Origin of the sequence: Micromonospora sp. WMMD998, assembly GCF_029581235.1 — a bacterium.
Taxonomy (GTDB): domain Bacteria; phylum Actinomycetota; class Actinomycetes; order Mycobacteriales; family Micromonosporaceae; genus Micromonospora.
In genome coordinates this window covers 4,151,174-4,169,333 of sequence record NZ_CP120740.1, presented here as the reverse complement: position 1 = coordinate 4,169,333, position 18,160 = coordinate 4,151,174, and the positions used below count along the sequence as shown (strand labels likewise).

Genomic DNA, 18,160 nt, shown 5'->3' with positions numbered 1-18,160 from the left:
GACGGTTGATACCGGTCGTGGAGGGGATGGCGCACAATGCGGGTATGAGCGAGCCGGTCGAGTCGTTCACCGACGAGGAGTACGCGTTCCTGCGGCATGTCCGCTTCGGCGAGCTGCCGCCCCGGGTCCGCCCCGAGGAGCGGTTGGCATCCATCGAGACGGACAGCCGCCCGGACCGGCCGGAGCCGACCGGCGGCGAGTCGGAGTGGCACCTGCGCGCCGGCGGCTGACCCGCAGCGACGAGACCTCCCGCCACGCCGTTCCCGCCGGGTCCCGCGAGTGGCACGCGGCCCCCGCACGCGGGGTCCCCGCCCCGGTGGCCGGCGTCCCGCCCCCCCGACCACCGTCGCGCCGGCCGTGACGTAGTGCGTCCGGGCACCCCAGACACCCATACCGTTCCAGTCGTGCGTCATCCAGCCTACGAGTGGAACACCAGGGGTGTCTCCGGCTCGTTTTGACACCCATACCGTTCCACTCGCGCCTCACGCAGCCTGCGAGTGGAACGGTATGGGTGTCTCCTGCGGGTGCGGGTCGGACGGCGGTTGCGAACGACTCACGCGAGCGTGCGAGACGCTGCGCGCCTGGCGGGACCGGACGGGGACCGATGGTGCTGAACGGCGGTGACGTCCTGCTTGTCACCAGGGCGGCGAGCGTCCAGTTCACGAAGCCGATCCGGTTCCGGGTGATCAGGGACGTGCGCCGGGCGGTCGGCGACGGTCGGGTGCGGCTGCCCGCCCGCTGACGAGGGAACCCCCCACCTCCCGGTGAGGAGGTGGGGGGTTCTGTCATGCCTGCATCCGGACACCGCCTCAGAAGACCGGTACGCCCTCGCGGACCAGCTTCCAGTTCGGCACGAAGAAGTCGGCCGGGTCGATGACGCCCTTGGCCTGCGCCCAGTCGATCAGGAGCTGACGGATCTCCTGCTGCGCGTTGTAGACCTGGGTCTTGACGATGCCGGGGAAGTTGCCGCCGCCGCTGCGCCGGTAGTTGTTCACCGCCACCACGAACTGCGCGTCCACCGCGACCGGGGTGTCGGTGCCGGCCAGCGTCAGACGGGTGATCCGCTGGCCGACCGGCTTGGAGATGTCGATGTCGTAGTCGACGCCGGAGAACACGTCGTAGTTGTAGTCCGGCACGGTCGGGTCGTTGATGGTCGCCACGTCGACCGGGGCGCCGACCGCGACGGTGGTGAAGTACTTCGCCGAGTACTCCAGGTACGCCTTCACCTCGGCGCCGGTCAGCACGACCGCCTCGAGGGTGTTGTCGTACACGTAGAGGCCGGCCACGTCGCGGATCCGCACGTCGCCCTGGGGGAACACGGCGGTGCGGCTGAACGGCGCGGCGATGGACAGCACCGGCAGGCCCGCGTACGCGCCGCCGGCCAGCGCCTCGGTGACCACCTCGGTCTGGACGTGGTTGATGAAGTCCAGGATCGGGGTGTCCCGGTAGCGCGACTCGGCGGCGGACAGCTCCACGCTGGACTGCGCGACGACCCGGTTGACGTAGTCGACCGTCTTGGCGTGCTGGCCCCGGACGGCCGCGAGCACCGCCGGGTCCTCGACCACGGTGTTGGTGTTGAGCGTGGTCGCCGACGAGCCGACCACCTTCCAGCAGCCCTTGGACCGGGTCAGGGTGAAGTCCATCCGGGTCAGCCGCTGGCCCCACTTGGACGGCTCGGAGGTGAGCACCGCCTTGCCGGTCTTGGCGTTGGTGACGAACTTCTGCGGCACCTCGTTGTGGGCGTGGCCGAACAGGATCGCGTCGATGCCCGGAACCTGCTCGGCGATCAGCGCGGTCGGGTTCTCGTTCGGCAGCTCCGGGCCGTAGCTGGAGGTGCCGCTGTCGCCGCCGTGCGCGGAGATGATGACCACGTCGGCGCCGCGCCGGCGCATTTCCGGCACCCACTTCGCGGCGGTGGCGACCATGTCGGCGAAGACCAGGCGGCCTTCGACGTTCGCCCGGTCCCAGATGGCCACGCCGGGGTTGGTCAGGCCGAGGATGCCCACCCGCAGCTTCGGCGCGCCGTGCCCGCCGAGCCGGACCTCCTTGATCACGTACGGGAGGAAGGCCGGCTTGCCGGTCTTCGCGTTGAGCGCGTTGGCGGCCAGCGCCGGGAATCCGAGCTGCTTGATCCAGGTGGCCAGCAGCGGCAGGCCGTAGTTGAACTCGTGGTTGCCGAGCGTGACCGCGTCGTACTTCAACACGTTCATCGCGTTGGCCATCGGGTGCGTCTCACCGGTGCTGGTGATCGGCTCCTGCTTGGCGTAGTAGGTCGCGAGCGGGGTGCCCTGGATGGTGTCGCCGGCGTCCAGGACCAGCGTGGCCCGGCCCCTGCGCTCGGCGCGGATCTGGTTGACCAGGGTGGCGAGCTTCGCGACGCCGACGTCGTTGTGCGCGCTGTCGTCGTACTCGGCGTTCTTGTAGTAGTCCCAGTTGTGGACGTTGCCGTGGGTGTCCGACGTGCCGAGGACGGTCAGGTCCCAGGTCTTCGACGGCTTCGACGGCTTCGGCTTCGCCTCGGCAGGCGCGGCGGCGAGCAGGGGAGCGGTCGCCGCGGCGGCGGCGACGGCCAGCACCTGGCGCCGCGAGGCGCCGGAGGAGGAGGTCAATGCGGTGCCTTTCGACGGGGGTACGCGCCTCGTGGGCGCCGTTGCGCACGATAGACCATCCGGCGTTTTCCGGACGTGCGTCGGGGTAGGGCGACAGGCATGAGCGAGGACCAGTACACCCGGCAGGACCCGACCGAGCAGTACGGCCAGCAGCCGGGCCGGTCGGCGCAGCGGCAGTCGACCCCCGGCACGGAGCAGGAGATGGGTCCGAAGCCGGACCACGGCGAGGAGTCCTACCGGGGCGCGGACCGGCTCAGCGGCAAGCGGGCGGTCATCACCGGCGGCGACTCGGGCATCGGCCGGGCCGTGGCCATCGCGTTCGCCCGGGAGGGCGCCGACGTGCTGGTGTCCTACCTGGGCGAGGAGGAGGAGGCGGACGCCCGGGAGACGGTCGACCTGATCGAGCAGGCCGGCCGTCGGGGCCTGGCCGTCCGCACCGACCTGCGCGAGGAGGCCAACTGCCGCGAGCTGATCGACCGCGCGGTCACCGACCTGGGCGGCATCGACATCCTGGTCAACAACGCGGCCTACCAGATGTCGCAGGACAACGGCATCGACGACATCACCACCGAACAGTTCGACCGGGTGTTCAAGACCAACGTGTACGCCATGTTCTGGCTCAGCAGGTTCGCGGTGCCGCACCTGAAGGAGGGCTCGGCGATCATCAACACGTCGTCGATCCAGGCGTTCGACCCGTCGCCGCAGCTACTCGACTACGCCACCACCAAGGCGGCCATCGCCACCTTCACCAAGGCGCTGGCGTTGAACCTGGCCGACCGGGGCATCCGGGTGAACGCGGTCGCGCCCGGCCCGGTCTGGACGCCGCTGATCCCGGCCACCATGCCGGCGGAGAAGGTGAAGCAGTTCGGCACCGACGTGCCGCTGGGCCGCCCCGGCCAGCCGGCCGAGCTGGCCCCGGCGTACGTCTTCTTCGCCTCCCAGGAGTCCAGCTACGTCACCGGGGAGATCCTCGGGGTCACCGGCGGCCGGCTGACGAAGTGACCGCCCCCTGGCCCCGCCGTCTCAGCGGGGCCAGGCGGCCATCCGGCGGCGCACCTCGGCGATCCGCGCCGCGTCCAGCCCGTAACGGGTGAACCGGCGGTCGGCGAGGCCGTCGAGGTAGCGGCCGGCGGCGCGCACGTCGGCGTCCTCGAGCGCCGGGTCCACCTGGCGGGCCAACGCCAGCAGCTCGGTCACCGCGTACCGGTCCAGCGCGGCGGCCACGTCGATGTAGTCGCGTACCTCCCGCCGGTTGACAAGCGCGGCGGTCTTGTTGGCGATCAGGTCCCGCACGTCCATCACCGGGCCGAAGTCCATCACCACCGGGCTGCGGTGGCGGTCGAGGCGGGCCAGGCTGAGGCGGATCCGGCGGTCGCCGCGGCTGACCACGAAGTCGCGCAGGTCCCGGTCGAAGCCGTCGAACACCTCACCCAGCCCGTCCGGGTCCGCCTCGTCCACCCGGTAGCCGGCCCGTTCCAGCGCGGCGCGCACGTCGGCCGCCGCCGCGGCGGCGGCGCCCTCGACGTCGGCGAACAGGTCGACGTCCTCGGTGGGGCGGGTGACCAGGCCGTGTGCCGCCCAGGCCACCCCACCGCCGAGCACGAACCGGTGCGGGCCGGCGGCGGCCAGCGCCACCCGGGCCACCTCCCGGTAGAAGTCGTGCGGGTGCGTCACGCGGCGCGCAGGCTCCGGTGCCGGGCCTCCCAGGCCAGGCGTACGCCCCGGGGCAGGTTGAGCAGCGGCCACACCCGGCGCAGCGTGCCCGCGTGGATCAGCTCCCGCAGGTCGTCCACCCGGCTGGTCTCGCGCAGCACGTTCTCGTACATCCAGAGCAGTTCGTCCGGGTCGGCGAGGTCGAAGGCGCGTTCGCCGCACCACATCAGGCGCACCGGCAGCTCGACGATGCCCGTGCGGGGGCCGGTCAGCTCGGCCAGGGTGGGCGCCACCACCGCGGGACGCCCGGGCCGGGCGAGGTACGCGCTGACGGTGGCCGACATGAAATCAGGGTAACCCCTGCCCGGCGTACCGAGCGCGGAAGTCGGTGACCGGCGTCACGACGGCCCGGCGGAAGAACCGACCGCCCGGTACCGTTGTGCAGAGCGTCGGTGTGACCAGTGTCCCCGGGCCTCACCTAAATTGCCTTCGCGGAATACCGTTCGGCTGGAGCCGCGTCGCGCCACTCGCCGAGAGGCGACCTGCACACCGACGCCCAGCGCCGCCCCGGCCACCAGGCCGGGGCGGCGCTGTTGTCCACTCGACTCGCGAGCCCTGTTCGGCTGGCCTAGTGTGCTCAGTGTCGGCGGGTCTCGACGTGGAGGGGGTGCCCGGGTGGGGGTGAAGACGTTCATCCAGGGGTGGCCGGTATACCGGCAACTGACCGGCACCGACCCGCTGGGTCGCGGCGCCGCCGCGCAGTCGGCGCGGTCCGCCGGGCTGACCGCCCGCACCGAGACCGCCGACGGCATGGCCCGGTCGGTCTGCCCCTACTGCGCGGTCGGCTGCGGGCAGCGCGTCTACCACTCCGACGGGCAGATCACCCAGATCGAGGGCGACCCGGACAGCCCGATCTCCCGCGGCCGGCTCTGCCCGAAGGGTTCGGCGAGCAAGAGCCTGGTGACCAGCCCGCTGCGGCAGACGAAGGTCCGCTACCGCCGGCCGTACGCGACCGAGTGGGAGGACCTGGACCTCGACGTCGCGCTCGACATGATCGCCGACCGGGTCCTCGCCGCCCGCGACGAGACCTGGGAGGACGTCGACGACGCCGGTCGTCCGCTGAACCGGACGCTCGGCATCTCCAGCCTCGGTGGCGCGACGCTGGACAACGAGGAGAACTACCTCATCAAGAAGCTGTTCACGGCGATGGGGGCGCTCCAGATCGAGAACCAGGCCCGCATTTGACACTCCGCCACCGTCCCCGGTCTGGGGACCAGCTTCGGTCGCGGCGGCGCGACGGACTTCCAGCAGGACCTCGCCAACGCTGACGTCATCGTCATCCAGGGCTCCAACATGGCCGAGGCCCACCCGGTGGGCTTCCAGTGGGTGATGGAGGCGAAGAAGCGCGGCGCGAAGGTCTTCCACGTCGACCCGCGGTTCACCCGCACCAGCGCGCTCGCCGACACCTACCTGCCGATCCGGGCGGGCACCGACATCGCGCTGCTCGGTGGCGTGGTGCGGTACATCCTGGACAACGAGCTGGACTTCCGGGAGTACGTGCTGGCGTACACGAACGCGGCCACCATCGTCAGCGAGCGGTTCGCCGACACCGAGGACCTGGACGGCCTGTTCTCCGGCTACCACCCGGAGACCGGCTCCTACGACCACGCGAGCTGGCAGTACGAGGGCCACGAGGGCAGCACCACGAACCGGGGCAGCGGCAAGGAGCGTGACTCGGCCTCCGGGCTGGAGCACGAGTCGCACGGCGAGCCGGTGCCGGCGCAGTCCCGGCGGGACGAGACGTTGCAGCACCCGCGCTGCGTCTACCAGATCCTCAAGCGGCACTTCTCCCGCTACACCCCGGAGATGGTGGCCCGGGTCTGCGGCATCCCGGAGGACAAGTTCCTGGAGCTGGCCCGCGCCTGGACCGAGAACTCGGGTCGGGAGCGCACCGGCGCGCTCGTCTACTCGGTGGGGTGGACGCAGCACAGCGTCGGCGTGCAGTACATCCGCACCGGGGCGATCATCCAGACGCTGCTGGGCAACATGGGCCGCCCGGGCGGCGGCATCCTGGCGCTGCGCGGGCACGCCAGCATCCAGGGCTCCACGGACATCCCGACGCTGTTCAACCTGCTGCCCGGCTACCTGCCGATGCCGCACCACGCCGACCACCCGACGTTCGACAAGTGGGTGGACAGCATTCGGCACCCCGGTCAGAAGGGCTTCTGGGGCAACTCGCGGGCGTTCGCGGCGAGCCTGCTCAAGGCGTACTGGGGGGACGCGGCGACGCCGGAGAACGACTTCGGTTACGGCTGGCTGCCCCGGATGACCGGCGACCACGGGACCTACCAGCAGGTCCTCAACATGATCGACGGGCACGTGAAGGGCTACTTCCTGCTCGGGCAGAACCCGGCGGTCGGCTCGGCGCACGGCCGGGCCCAGCGCCTGGGCATGGCCAACCTGGACTGGCTGGTCGTGCGCGACCTGTTCCTGATCGAGAGCGCCACGTTCTGGAAGAACAGCCCGGAGATCGCCACCGGGGAGATCGTGCCGGAGGAGTGCCGGACCGAGGTGTTCTTCCTGCCGGCGGCCTCGCACGTGGAGAAGGAGGGCACGTTCACCCAGACCCAGCGGCTGTTGCAGTGGCGGGAGAAGGCCGTCGACCCGCCGGGCGACGCCCGCTCCGAGCTGTGGTTCTTCTATCACCTGGGCCGGGTGCTGCGGGAGAAGCTGGCCGCCTCCACCAAGCCCCGCGACCGGGCGCTGCTGGACCTGGTCTGGGACTATCCGACGCACGGCGCGCACGCCGAGCCGAGCGCCGAGGCGGTGCTGAAGGAGATCAACGGCTTCGACGTGGCGACCGGCCGCCCGCTGAACGCGTTCGCCGAGGCGAAAGCCGACGGCTCCACCGCCGTCGGCTGCTGGATCTACGCCGGCGTCTACGCCGACGGGGTGAACCAGGCGGCCCGCCGGAGGTCCCGGCACGAGCAGGACTGGGTGGCCGCGGAGTGGGGGTGGGCGTGGCCGGCGAACCGGCGCACGCTCTACAACCGCGCCTCCGCCGACCCGGAGGGCCGGCCGTGGAGCGAACGCAAGAAGTACGTCTGGTGGGATCCGGACGCCGGCGAGTGGACCGGCTACGACGTGCCGGACTTCGAGAAGACCAAGCCGCCGACGTACCGGCCGCCGGAGGACGCCTCCGGGCCGGCGGCGCTCGCCGGGAACGACCCGTTCGTCATGCAGGGCGACGGCAAGGCGTGGCTGTACGCGCCGACCGGCGTGCTCGACGGCCCGTTGCCGACGCACTACGAGCCGGCCGAGTCGCCGATGCGCAACCCGCTCTACGGGCAGCAGGCCAACCCGACCCGGAAGGTCTACGAGCACCCGGTGAACCGGATCAACCCGAGCCCGCCGGAGCCGCACAGCGAGGTCTTCCCGTACGTGTTCACGGTCAGCCGGCTCACCGAGCACCACACGGCCGGCGGCATGAGCCGTACCGTGTCGCCCCTGGCCGAGCTGCAACCGGAGATGTTCGTCGAGGTGTCCCCGGAACTGGCCGCCGAGGTGGGGCTGGCGCATCTCGGCTGGGCGCACCTGATCAGCGGGCGGGCGGTGATCGAGGCGCGGGTGCTGGTCACCGACCGGCTCACCCCGCTGCGGGTGGACGGCCGGATCATCCACCAGGTCTGGTTGCCCTACCACTTCGGTCGCGAGGGGCTGGTCACCGGCGACTCGGCGAACGACCTGTTCGGCATCACCCTGGACCCGAACGTGCTCATCCAGGAGAGCAAGGTCGGCACGTGTGACGTCCGGCCCGGTCGGCGTCCCACCGGGCCGGCGCTGCTCGACCTGGTCGGCGACTACCAGCGGCGGGCCGGGATGACCCCGGACCGTAGGGTGCCGATCGTGACCACCGACGTGCTGGGCGGCGAGAACGCGGCCGGCAGCACCGACGAGCAGACGCCCGAGGCCGCGGCGCGCGACGGAGACGGGAATGCCTGACCCCAACAGCCTGTACGGACCGCTCGACCCGGCCCCCGACGCGGGCTGGGTGTCCGCGCCGCCCCGGATGGGTTTCTTCACCGACACCAGCGTCTGCATCGGCTGCAAGGCGTGCGAGGTGGCCTGCAAGGAGTGGAACGGCGTCCCCGACTCGGGCTTCGACCTGCTCGGCATGTCCTACGACAACACCGGCGCGTTGACCGCGAACTCGTGGCGGCACGTCGCGTTCATCGAGCAGCCCCGCCCGGCGGGGCACCGCACACCGCCGTTCGCCGGCGACCCGACCGGCGCGGTGTCCAGCGGTCCGACGTCCGCGTCGGCCGGCGCCGCCGCGGCCCCGGACACCGGCACCAGCCCCGGCCTGCCGTCCGGACGCCCGGAAGCGGCGGCGCGGATGTCCGCCGGCCCGGAGTTCCTCGGCATGCCCGGCGCGCAGCCGCCGGGGCGGGGCACCGGCGCGGAGAGCCGCACCGACTTCCGCTGGCTGATGATGTCCGACGTCTGCAAGCACTGCACGCACGCCGCCTGCCTGGACGTGTGCCCGACCGGTTCGCTGTTCCGCACCGAGTTCGGCACGGTGGTGGTGCAGGAGGACATCTGCAACGGCTGCGGCTACTGCATCCCCGCCTGCCCGTACGGCGTGATCGACCAGCGTAGGGACGACGGCCGGGCGTGGAAGTGCACGCTCTGCTACGACCGGCTGGGCACCGGCATGACCCCGGCCTGCGCGCAGGCGTGCCCCACCGAGTCGATCCAGTACGGCCCGCTCGACGAGCTGCGGGACCGGGCCGCGCAGCGGGTCGCCACGCTGCACGAACGCGGCGTGCCGGAGGCCCGGCTCTACGGCCACGACCCCGGCGACGGGGTCGGCGGCGACGGCGCGTTCTTCCTGCTGCTCGACGAGCCGGAGGTGTACGGGTTGCCGCCGGACCCGGTGGTCACCACCCGGGACCTGCCGAAGATGTGGAAGCGGGCCGGGCTGGCCGCGCTGGCCATGGCGGCGGCGACCGTCGCCGCGTTCGTCGGAGGGTCGTCGTGAGCCCGGACCGCCCCGTGGGTGACCTGTTCCGCCGCTTTCGGGAGCGGCTGACCGCCGAGCAGAACGGCCTCGGCAGCCGGCCCGTGACCGGGGCGGGCCGCACCGACTCCGGCCCGGCCCCGCGCCCCGCCGCACGGCGTCGCCGTGGCGGCAAGGGCGGTGGTGAGCAGCTCACCGTGCCGCCGGCCGAGTTCACCTCCTACTACGGTCGGCCGGTGCTCAAGCCGCCGGTGTGGCGGTGGGACATCGCGGCGTACCTGTTCACCGGCGGCCTCGCCGCCGGCTCCTCGCTGCTGGCCGCCGGCGGGCAGCTCACCGGGCGGCCGGCGCTGCGCCGCGCGGGGCGGGTCGGCTCGCTGGCGGCGGTGGGCGCCAGCGCCTACTTCCTGATCAACGACCTGGGCCGGCCGAGCCGCTTCCACCACATGCTGCGGGTGGCGAAGGTGACCTCACCGATGTCGGTGGGCACCTGGGTCCTCAGCGTGTTCGGCCCGGCCGCCGGGCTGGCCGCGGTCGCCGAGGCGGCGCCCCGGCTGCCCGAGCGCGGCGTGCCCGGGCTGGCCCGCCGGCTGCTGCCGCCGGCCGGGCACGCCGCCGGGCTGGTCGCCGCCGTCACCGCGCCGGCGCTGGCCACGTACACCGGGGTGCTGCTGGCCGACACGGCGGTCCCGTCGTGGCACGAGGCGTACCCGGAACTGCCGGTCATCTTCGCGGGCAGCGCGCTCGCCAGCGGCGCCGGCGTCGGGCTGCTGGCCGCGCCCGCCGACCAGGCCGGGCCGGCGCGGCGGCTCGCGGTGGCCGGCGCGGCGCTGGAGCTGTGGGGCGCGCACCGGGTGGAGAACCGGCTCGGCCTGCTCAGCGAGCCCTACGCGGAGGGCGCCGCGGGAAAGCTGCTGCGCGTCGGGCGGGCGCTCACCGCCGCCGGGGTGGCCGGCGCGTGGCTCGGCCGCCGCAGCCGGCTGGTCTCCGCGGCCTCCGGCGGCGCGCTGCTCGCCGCCTCCGTCTGCACCCGCTTCGGCATCTTCCACGGCGGGGTCGCGTCGGCGCGCGACCCGAAGTACACGGTGGTCCCGCAGCGCGAACGCCTCGACCGCGCGGCCTGAGACCTCGCCGGGCGACCGCCCGGACGCTGTGGTTGACTGCTGCGTGGAGGCGTTCAGGCGGCTGGTGCCCCTCCCGGTCTTCAAAACCGGTGTGGTCCGGGACCCGGGCCAGGCGGGTTCGATTCCCGTCCGTCTCCGCCACAACCGTCCCGGGGAGCGCCGATGCGTGAGGTGGACCCGCGTCGGCGGGTGCCGCGCACCGACGCGCTGCTCGCCGACCCGGCGCTGGCGGATGCCGCCGGCACGTTCGGCCGCGACCGGGTCAAGGCCGCGATCGTCGCGGCCCAGCAGCGGGCCCGCCGCGGCGAGCTCACCCCCGAGGGGGTACGCGACGCGGCGCTGGCCGGGCTGACCGGACGCACCCCACGGCCGGTCCTGAACGCCACCGGCGTCGTGCTGCACACCAACCTCGGCCGGGCCCCCCTCGCGCCGGCCGCCGTGGACGCGCTGGTCGCCGCCGCCGGGCACACCGATGTGGAACTGGACCTGGCCACCGGGCGGCGGGCCCGGCGTGGCCGGGACACGCTCGACGCGCTCGCCGCCGCCGTGCCCGACGCGCCCGCCGTGCACGTGGTCAACAACGGCGCCGCCGCGCTGGTGCTGGCCGCCACCGCGCTGGCCGCCGGCCGGGAGATCGTGGTCAGCCGCGGCGAGCTGGTCGAGATCGGCGACGGGTTCCGCCTGCCCGACCTGCTGGCCAGCACCGGCGCCCGGCTGCGGGAGGTGGGCACCACCAACCGCACCACCCGGGCCGACTACGCCGCCGCGATCGGCCCGGACACCGGCTTCGTGCTCAAGGTGCACCCGTCGAACTTCCTGGTCACCGGCTTCACCTCGACCGTGCCGGTCGGTGAGCTGGCCACCCTCGGCGCGCCGGTGGTCGCCGACATCGGCTCCGGGCTACTCGCCCCGGACCCGCTGCTGCCCGACGAGCCGGACGCGGCGACCACGCTGCGCGCCGGCGCGCACCTGGTCACCGCCAGCGGCGACAAGCTGCTCGGCGGCCCGCAGGCCGGCCTGCTGCTCGGCGCCGCCGACCTGGTCGACCGGCTGCGCCGGCATCCCCTCGCGCGGGCGCTGCGGGTGGACAAGCTCACCCTGGCCGCGCTCGCCGCCACCCTGCACGCGCCGGCCACCCCGACCGGTGCGGCGCTGCACGCCGACCCGGGCCGGCTGCGTGCCCGCACCGAACGGCTGCGCGACCTGCTCGCCGCCGACGGCTGCAAGGCCGAGGTGGTGCCGGCGGCGGCGGTCGTCGGCGGCGGCGGCGCGCCCGGCGTGGAGCTGGACTCGTGGGCGCTGAGCCTGCCCGAGCGGTACGCGCTGCCGCTGCGCACCGGCGACCCGGCGATCCTCGGCCGGGTGCTGCACGGCCGGCTCCTGCTGGACCTGCGCGCCGTGCCCGACACCGCCGACGACGACGTGCGCGCCGCGATCCTGCGCGTCCCGGAGGGCTGAGCGCGGTGTGGGTCGTGGCCACCGCCGGGCACGTCGACCACGGCAAGTCCACTCTGGTCCGCGCGCTGACCGGGATGGAGCCGGACCGGTGGGCGGAGGAACGCCGCCGGGGCATGACCATCGACCTGGGCTTCGCCTGGACCACGCTGCCCTCCGGCGGCACCCTCGCCTTCGTCGACGTGCCCGGGCACGAACGGTTCGTGCCGAACATGCTCGCCGGGGTCGGCCCGGTCCCGGCCGCGCTGATCGTCGTCGGCGCCGACGAGGGCTGGATGCCGCAGTCCGCCGAACACCTGGCCGCGCTCGACGCGCTCGGGGTGTCGTACGGGCTGCTGGCGGTGACCCGCGCGGACCTGGCCGACCCGGGGCCGGCGGCGGCGCGGGCCCGCGCGGAGCTCGCCGCGACCTCGCTCGGCGACGTGGAGGCGGTGCCGGTCTCCGCGGTCACCGGCGCCGGCCTGCCCGAGCTGCGCGCCGCCCTGGACCGCCTGGTCGCCCGGCTGCCCGACCCGGACCGGGACGCCCCGGTGCGGCTCTGGGTGGACCGGGCGTTCACCGTGCGCGGCAGCGGCACCGTGGTCACCGGCACCCTCGGCGGCGGCCGGCTGCGTGTCGGCGACGACCTCGAACTCGCCGCCACCGGGGAGCCGGTGCGGGTCCGCGGCCTGCACGCGCTCGGCGTCGCCCACCCCCGGGTCGACGCGGTGGCCCGGGTGGCGGCGAACCTGCGCGGCCTGCCCCGCGAGCGGGTCGGGCGCGGCGACGCCCTGCTGAGCCCCGGCCGCTTCGGCCGCACCGACCTGCTCGACGTGCGCCTGGCCGGGGACCCGGCCGCCGACCTGCCGGCCACCCTCACGCTGCACGTCGGCTCCGCGGCGGTGCCCGCCCACGTCCGGCCGCTGGGCGCGGACACGGTGCGGCTGCGCCTGGCCCGCCCGCTGCCGCTGCTCGTCGGCGACCGGGCGCTGCTGCGCGACCCGGGCCGGCGGCACGTCGCCGGCGGGATCACCGTGCTGGACGTGGACCCGCCGCCGCTGCGCCGCCGGGGCGCGGCGGCGGCCCGTGCCACCGTCCTGGCCGGCCTCGACGGACGCCCCGACCCGGCCGGCGAGCTGCGCCGCCGGCGGCTGGTCCGGGCCGGGCAGCTCACCCGGATGGGTGTGCCGCCGACCGCGACCCCGGTGGCCGGGGACTGGCTGGCCGACCCCGACCACTGGCGGGACCTGGGCCGGCGGCTCACCGCGGAGGTCACCCGGTACGCGGCCGAGCAGCCGCTCGCCGCCGGCGTGCCGGTCGACGTGCTGCGCCACCGCCTCGGCCTGCCGGATCGGTCGCTGGTGACGGCGCTGCTGCGCCCGCCGCTGCGACTGCACGCCGGCCTGGTCACCGCCGCGCCGGCCGGGACGCTGCCGGAACCGGTGGCCCGGGCCGTGGCGGCGGTCCGCGCCGAGTACGGCGACCGGCCGTTCCAGGCCCCCGAGGCGTACCACCTCGCCGACCTCGGCCTGGGCCCCCGGGAGATCGGGGCCGCGGTGCGCGCCGGCGAGCTGCTGAGGCTGGCCGAGAACGTGGTGCTGCTGCCGGGCGCCCCGGAGCACGCGGTGCGGGTCCTCGCCGGGCTGCCGCAGCCGTTCACGCTCAGCGCCGCCCGGCAGGCCCTCGGCACCACCCGCCGGGTGGCGGTGCCGCTGCTGGAGCTGCTGGATCGTCGCGGGGCCACCCGCCGGCTGCCCGGCGACGCCCGCGAGGTGGTCCGTCCGCCCGGCTGAGCCAACCGCCACCGGCGACCCGGCCCGGTCACCTACCGTGACGCCATGGACCCTTCCGCGGTCTGGCGGGACAAGAACCACAGGTGGCGGATCGAGGCGTACCGGGCCCCGGACCTGCGGTTCGCCATCTTCGCCACGAACGGCACCACCGAGTCGGCGCCGCTGTGGCTGTTCGGGATGGCCGCGCTGGCCCGCTGGCTGATGACCCACGCCGTCTCCCTCGACGACCTGGAGACGGACTGACCCCCGGACGGGGGACGACCGGGGCGAAACGGGCCGGCGACGCCGCCGCCGGCCGTACCGTCCGGGACGTGAGGGACCGAGGAATGCGGACGTTCGTGACCGTGCTCGCCGGCCTGGCGGTGATCTACTTCGGCGTCACCGGGCACCGGGCCGGAGGCGGCGAGGGCGGCGGCGTCTCCGGCGGGGTGGTGCTGCTCGCCCTGCTCGCCTCGTTGCTGGCCTGGCACCTGACCCGACCCGGCCCGGCGAAGTAGCCCGGCGGTTCAGCGGCCCGCCGCCGCGGTGCGGCTCACCTCGCCGGCCGACTCCTCACCGAGCGCCACCCGCACCAGCGCCGAGGCCAGCCGCCCGAAGTCGGCCTCCCCGACCAGCCCGACCAGGCTGCCCGGGTTCGCCGGCAGGCCCAACCGCCGCGCCCCGGCCAGGGTCCGCCGGTCGGCGTACGGGCGCACGTCCGGCCAGACCGCCTGGGCCTCCCGCAGGAAGATGTCCGCCCCGGTCGGGCCGATCCCGGGGAACTCGGTGAGCCGGCGGCGCAGCACCGACCGGTCCGCGCCGGCCTCGCGGTGCAGCCGGCGCAGGTCGCCGTGCCACCGGTCCAGGCAGAGTCGGGCGCCGGTGCCGAGCATGGTGGCGGTCCGCTCGTCGTAGCGCCGGTAGTGGCCCCGCCCCAGCGCGTCGACCCGGTCCTGCCAGCTCGCCGCCTCCATCGCCTGCGGGGTACGCCAGCCCGCGGTGAACAGCTCCCGGGCCGCGGCCACCGCCACCGCCGCCCGGATCCGGGTGCTCAACAGCGTCGTCAGCACCAGCAGTTGGTAGAGCGGGCCGGGCCGGTCCGCGAGCGCGATCCCGGCCTCCTCCGCGTACGTGCGGGACTGCCGGTCCAGCAGGGCCCGCGCCACGTTCCGATCGTCCGGCATGGCACCGGGGTACCCGTCCGGCGCCGGCCCAGACCCCACGCCACTGCCGGAATGCGCCCGGCGGCGGCGGGTAACCGGCTCAGGCGCGCGGCCGAGCACCGCGCGTTCCCACCGGGAAGGAGAGACCTGTGGTCAAGCCGCAGCAGGAGGAACTGCGCCGCAGTGACCTGGGCGCGACCAGCCAGGACAGCCGCAAGGCCGACGCCGGAGGCGACCGTTCGCGCGGCACCGGCACGTCCGGCGGCGACGCCGGCCGGCCGGTGCCGAAGGGACAGGTGTCGCCGTACGGTCCGGCCGGCGAGCCGGTGGCCGAGGACGACAGCGACCGCTAGCCGGAGCGTGACGGTGGCCGCAGCCTCCGCCAGGTGGCGGCGGCCACCAGCCCGTACGCCAGGTGTGGCACCAGGTCGGAGAGCCAGTCGACCCGGCGCCAGGTGCGCGGGTCGGTCACGCCGAGCAGCGTCATGGAGCTGTCGGAGGTGGCCATCACCCCGCCGCCGAGCAGCGTCACCGCCACCGGCAGCGGCATCCGGCGGTGGGCGGCGAGCAGGCCGAACGCGGCGCCGGCGGCGACGCCGGTGACGTATCCGAGCATCGGCCCGAGGCCGGCGCGCCGGTTCGCCGCCTCCTCGCCCGGCCCGAGGTCGACGTGCGCCACGTCGGCGAGGCGGCCGGCGGTCGTCTCCGGGGTGGTGCTGGCCGGGCGGGCGCGCAACGTCATGTCGAGGTAGCTGACCACGTTGAGCGCGGCGCTGCCGACGGCGCCCGCGATGGCGCCGTCGACCAGGGGCGCCGCCCTCACTTCGGGTCGCCCGGTTCGCGTTCGCCCTTGGGCCCGTAGGTCCGGTCGCCCCGGACCACGCCACGCTGACCCCGGTCGTCCTGGAGGATCCGGTTGGCCACCTGGTTCGCCTCCTGGTCGGCGGCCCGTCCGGACTGCTCCACGCGGTCGCGCAACCGCGCCCGCTGCTTGTCGTACGCGTTGCTGCCCGGCCGTGGTCCTGGCATCGCTGCCTCCTCGCGGTCGCTTCCGGCTGTCCGCCCCGTCTACCCGCCCCGGGCAGCGCCAACCGTCCGCGGCGGCTCAGTCGGGCGCGCGGACCACCGCGACCGGGCAGTCGGCGCGGTGCAGCAACCCCTGGCTCACCGAGCCGAGCAGCAACCCGCTCAGCTCGCCGCGACCCTGCCGGCCGACCACGACGAGCTGCGCCGCGCGGGAGGCCGCGGTGAGGGCGCCGACCGGCCGGGCGTGCACCACCTCGCGGGTCACCGCGACGTCCGGCCAGCGCTCCTCGATCCCGGCCAGCGACTCGACGAGCACCTCGTCCTCCTCGCCGCGCAGCCGCCCCTCCTCGTACACCAGGGGCTGCATGTCGCCGGGGCCCGCGGAGGTCGGGTGGGTGTAGGCGTGCAGCGCGTGCAGCCGGGCGCCCCGCGAGGACGCGGTCGCGGCGGCGAACTCGACCGCGGCCCGGGAACGCCGCGACCCGTCGACGCCGACCACCACCGGCCCGGCGTCGTCGGCCGTGCCGCGGGCGACCAGCACCGGGCAGTCGGCGTACGAGGCGACCTGCATCGCGACGGAGCCGACCACGAGCGCGGCGAATCCGCCGAGCCCCCGGTTGCCGAGCACCACGAGGGCGGCGGTCGGGGACTCGCCGAGCAGCACGGCGGCGGCCTCCCCGTCGATGATCTCGCCGGTGACGCGCAGCCCGGGACACTGCGCCGCGGCGGTCGCGACCGCGTCGCCGACCACTTGCTCGGCCTGGTGGCGCAGGCCGGCGCCGGGCGGCGCGTGGTCGGGCGCGGTCACCGGCACGCGCAGCAGCGGCCAGATGAATCCGTGCACCACCCGCAGCGGACGGTTCCGCCGGGCGGCCTCCCGGGCGGCCAGGCGCACCGCCCGTGACGCCGACTCCGAGCCGTCCACGCCGACCACCACCGCCGCGCCGTTCGCCGAGTTCACCCCGTACCTCCTCGTCGCCGGCCGGGCCGGGGCACGCGCCGGTGGCTTCGACCCGCGGCCAGTATCGCGGCCGGCGCGCCCCCGCCGTGGCGATACCACGGGGGAGTCGACCGGCCGGCTGAGCCGACGACGTCGGTGTCGGTGGCCCTCCGTATGATGCTTGCCCTGTGGCAATCGTCGTTCTCGGAGGATGAGCACATGCCGGAGGCGTCCGGACCGGTGTCGCGTGCCCTGCGCACGGCGCCACCCGACCAGTTGCCGGAGGCCGCGGACGCGGTGCTCCGTCAGACGCTCGGCGCCGCGCGGGCGGAGGTGTTCGTCGCCGACTACCGGTCCAGCGGGTTGTGGCCGGTGCGGGACCAGGAGCACGCCGACGGCGTCCCGCTCCGCTCGCAGGGCGTGGCGCAGCGCTGCTTCAGCAGCCAGCAGCCGGTGTTGGACACCGCGGACGACGGCCGCTGCCGGGCCTACCTGCCGCTGTCGGTGTGGGGCGAGCGGCTGGGCGTGCTCCTCGTGGAGTTTCCCGGCGTTCCGGACGCGGCGACGGTGGCGGCGGCCCGGGACGCCGCGGGCGACCTGGCGGTGGCCGTCCGCGCGGCCGACCGGGAGACCGACCGCTACCGCCGGGTACGCCGGCGGGAGCGGCTCAGCATGGCCGCGGAGATGCAGTGGGACCTGCTGCCCGGGCGCAGCGTCGAGCACGGCGACGTGCTGCTCGCCGGGCAGCTCGAGCCGGCGTACACGGTGGGCGGAGACCACTTCGACTGGTCCGTCGACAGTGACCGGCTCACGTTGACGGTGCTCAACGGCGCCGGCAACGGGCTGTCCGCGTCGCTGCTCACCGCCGTCACGGTGAACGCGATGCGCAACGCGCGCCGCTCCGGCGGGAGCCTGGTGGAGCAGGCCGAGCTGGCCTCCGACACCATCTTCTACCAGCACCGGGGCGAGCGGCACGTGGCCACCCTGCTGCTGGAGCTGGACGGCCGGCGGGGCGTGGTGCGGGCGGTGGACGCGGGTTCCCCGCGTGTGCTGCGGCTGCGCGGCGGCCGGGTCACCCCGGTCAGCCTGGAGCAGCAGTTGCCGCTCGGCATGTTCGCCGAGACGCGGTACGCGGTGCAGGAGTTCGGGTTGGAGCCGGGGGACCGGCTCTTCGTGGTCAGCGACGGGGTGTACGCGGCCGAGCCGGATGAGCAGGAGCCCTACGGCGCGCGGGCGATGGCGCGGGCGATGCGGTCCACTCGGTTGCAGCCGGCCACCGAGGCAGTTGGTACGGTGATGCGCGAACTGCACGCGTACCATGTCGACGCGGATCTTCGCGACGACGCGGTAGTCGTCTGCCTGGACTGGCGCGGTTCCAGCCGGTCGGGTGACGTCACGCGGCGGTGACCAGCGGCGGGG

19 protein-coding genes and 1 tRNA gene are annotated in these 18,160 nt (G+C 74.7%); 13 read left to right on the top strand and 7 right to left on the bottom strand.

The features are described from left to right. Positions 1 to 44: 44 nt before the first annotated feature. Positions 45 to 230: a hypothetical protein gene (locus O7619_RS19060; protein ID WP_282282375.1), complete on the top strand. Its 186-nt coding sequence runs from the start codon at positions 45 to 47 to the stop codon at positions 228 to 230. A 374-nt stretch (positions 231 to 604) separates the two neighbouring features. After that, on the top strand, positions 605 to 742 hold the full coding sequence (locus tag O7619_RS19055) for a hypothetical protein (RefSeq protein WP_282289003.1): 138 nt from the start codon (positions 605 to 607) through the stop codon (positions 740 to 742). Between the two features lie 67 nt (positions 743 to 809). Here the strand turns inward: O7619_RS19055 and O7619_RS19050 are convergent, their stop codons facing one another. Next, a complete protein-coding gene (locus O7619_RS19050; RefSeq protein ID WP_282282374.1) occupies positions 810 to 2,609 on the bottom strand; it encodes a 5'-nucleotidase C-terminal domain-containing protein in 1,800 nt (599 codons plus the stop codon). A 99-nt stretch (positions 2,610 to 2,708) separates the two neighbouring features. Between O7619_RS19050 and O7619_RS19045 the strand changes: the two genes are divergently transcribed. Then, on the top strand, positions 2,709 to 3,611 hold the full coding sequence (locus O7619_RS19045; RefSeq protein WP_282282373.1) for an SDR family oxidoreductase: 903 nt from the start codon (positions 2,709 to 2,711) through the stop codon (positions 3,609 to 3,611). A gap of 21 nt (positions 3,612 to 3,632) precedes the next feature. Here O7619_RS19045 and O7619_RS19040 read toward each other — a convergent pair whose 3' ends face one another. Both O7619_RS19040 and O7619_RS19035 read right to left on the bottom strand, forming a co-directional pair. Beyond that, complete coding sequence (locus O7619_RS19040) at positions 3,633 to 4,283, bottom strand: nucleotidyl transferase AbiEii/AbiGii toxin family protein (RefSeq protein WP_282282372.1); 651 nt, start codon at positions 4,281 to 4,283, stop codon at positions 3,633 to 3,635. Next, positions 4,280 to 4,606 carry a hypothetical protein gene (locus tag O7619_RS19035; RefSeq protein ID WP_282282368.1) on the bottom strand — a complete coding sequence of 109 codons (327 nt, stop codon included), beginning with the start codon at positions 4,604 to 4,606 and terminating at the stop codon, positions 4,280 to 4,282. The genes O7619_RS19040 and O7619_RS19035 overlap by 4 nt, the downstream gene beginning before the upstream one ends. 331 nt (positions 4,607 to 4,937) lie before the next feature. Between O7619_RS19035 and fdh the strand changes: the two genes are divergently transcribed. From fdh to O7619_RS18995, 8 genes are all read left to right on the top strand, one after another. Then, positions 4,938 to 8,264 (top strand): formate dehydrogenase, encoded by a 3,327-nt coding sequence (fdh, locus tag O7619_RS19030; protein ID WP_282282367.1) that lies wholly within the window; start codon positions 4,938 to 4,940, stop codon positions 8,262 to 8,264. After that, positions 8,257 to 9,303 (top strand): 4Fe-4S dicluster domain-containing protein, encoded by a 1,047-nt coding sequence (locus O7619_RS19025; RefSeq protein ID WP_282282366.1) that lies wholly within the window; start codon positions 8,257 to 8,259, stop codon positions 9,301 to 9,303. The genes fdh and O7619_RS19025 overlap by 8 nt, the downstream gene beginning before the upstream one ends. Beyond that, the gene (nrfD, locus tag O7619_RS19020) at positions 9,300 to 10,406 is read left to right on the top strand and encodes an NrfD/PsrC family molybdoenzyme membrane anchor subunit (RefSeq protein ID WP_282282365.1); all 1,107 of its coding nucleotides are present in this window, start codon (positions 9,300 to 9,302) and stop codon (positions 10,404 to 10,406) included. Before O7619_RS19025 ends, nrfD begins: the two co-directional genes overlap by 4 nt. 45 nt (positions 10,407 to 10,451) lie before the next feature. Beyond that, a tRNA-Sec gene (locus O7619_RS19015) sits at positions 10,452 to 10,547 on the top strand. A gap of 21 nt (positions 10,548 to 10,568) precedes the next feature. Further along, positions 10,569 to 11,864, top strand: a complete 1,296-nt coding sequence (gene selA / locus O7619_RS19010) for an L-seryl-tRNA(Sec) selenium transferase (RefSeq protein WP_282282363.1) — start codon at positions 10,569 to 10,571, stop codon at positions 11,862 to 11,864. Positions 11,865 to 11,869: 5 nt separating this feature from the next. Beyond that, complete coding sequence (selB, locus tag O7619_RS19005) at positions 11,870 to 13,633, top strand: selenocysteine-specific translation elongation factor (RefSeq protein ID WP_282282361.1); 1,764 nt, start codon at positions 11,870 to 11,872, stop codon at positions 13,631 to 13,633. A gap of 45 nt (positions 13,634 to 13,678) precedes the next feature. Then, positions 13,679 to 13,876 (top strand): hypothetical protein, encoded by a 198-nt coding sequence (locus O7619_RS19000; protein WP_107157830.1) that lies wholly within the window; start codon positions 13,679 to 13,681, stop codon positions 13,874 to 13,876. A 68-nt stretch (positions 13,877 to 13,944) separates the two neighbouring features. Then, the gene (locus tag O7619_RS18995) at positions 13,945 to 14,130 is read left to right on the top strand and encodes a hypothetical protein (RefSeq protein WP_282289002.1); all 186 of its coding nucleotides are present in this window, start codon (positions 13,945 to 13,947) and stop codon (positions 14,128 to 14,130) included. A 9-nt stretch (positions 14,131 to 14,139) separates the two neighbouring features. On the opposite strand, the gene O7619_RS18990 is transcribed toward O7619_RS18995, so the two are convergent. Next, a complete protein-coding gene (locus O7619_RS18990) occupies positions 14,140 to 14,796 on the bottom strand; it encodes a hypothetical protein (protein ID WP_282282360.1) in 657 nt (218 codons plus the stop codon). Positions 14,797 to 14,924: 128 nt separating this feature from the next. On the opposite strand from O7619_RS18990, the gene O7619_RS18985 reads away from it, so the two are divergent. Next, positions 14,925 to 15,128 (top strand): hypothetical protein, encoded by a 204-nt coding sequence (locus tag O7619_RS18985; RefSeq protein WP_282282359.1) that lies wholly within the window; start codon positions 14,925 to 14,927, stop codon positions 15,126 to 15,128. On the opposite strand, the gene O7619_RS18980 is transcribed toward O7619_RS18985, so the two are convergent. The 3 genes from O7619_RS18980 to O7619_RS18970 form a co-directional block, all read right to left on the bottom strand. Beyond that, positions 15,125 to 15,598 (bottom strand): hypothetical protein, encoded by a 474-nt coding sequence (locus O7619_RS18980; RefSeq protein ID WP_282282357.1) that lies wholly within the window; start codon positions 15,596 to 15,598, stop codon positions 15,125 to 15,127. The two genes, O7619_RS18985 and O7619_RS18980, sit on opposite strands and share 4 nt — an antisense overlap. Next, complete coding sequence (locus tag O7619_RS18975; protein ID WP_281941336.1) at positions 15,595 to 15,804, bottom strand: phosphatidylethanolamine-binding protein; 210 nt, start codon at positions 15,802 to 15,804, stop codon at positions 15,595 to 15,597. The genes O7619_RS18980 and O7619_RS18975 overlap by 4 nt, the downstream gene beginning before the upstream one ends. 76 nt (positions 15,805 to 15,880) lie before the next feature. Continuing rightward, positions 15,881 to 16,762 (bottom strand): universal stress protein, encoded by an 882-nt coding sequence (locus O7619_RS18970; protein ID WP_282282356.1) that lies wholly within the window; start codon positions 16,760 to 16,762, stop codon positions 15,881 to 15,883. A 198-nt stretch (positions 16,763 to 16,960) separates the two neighbouring features. Between O7619_RS18970 and O7619_RS18965 the strand changes: the two genes are divergently transcribed. Next, entirely contained in the window at positions 16,961 to 18,148 is a 1,188-nt protein-coding gene (locus O7619_RS18965) for a PP2C family protein-serine/threonine phosphatase (protein WP_282282355.1), read from the top strand. Positions 18,149 to 18,160 lie beyond the last annotated feature (12 nt).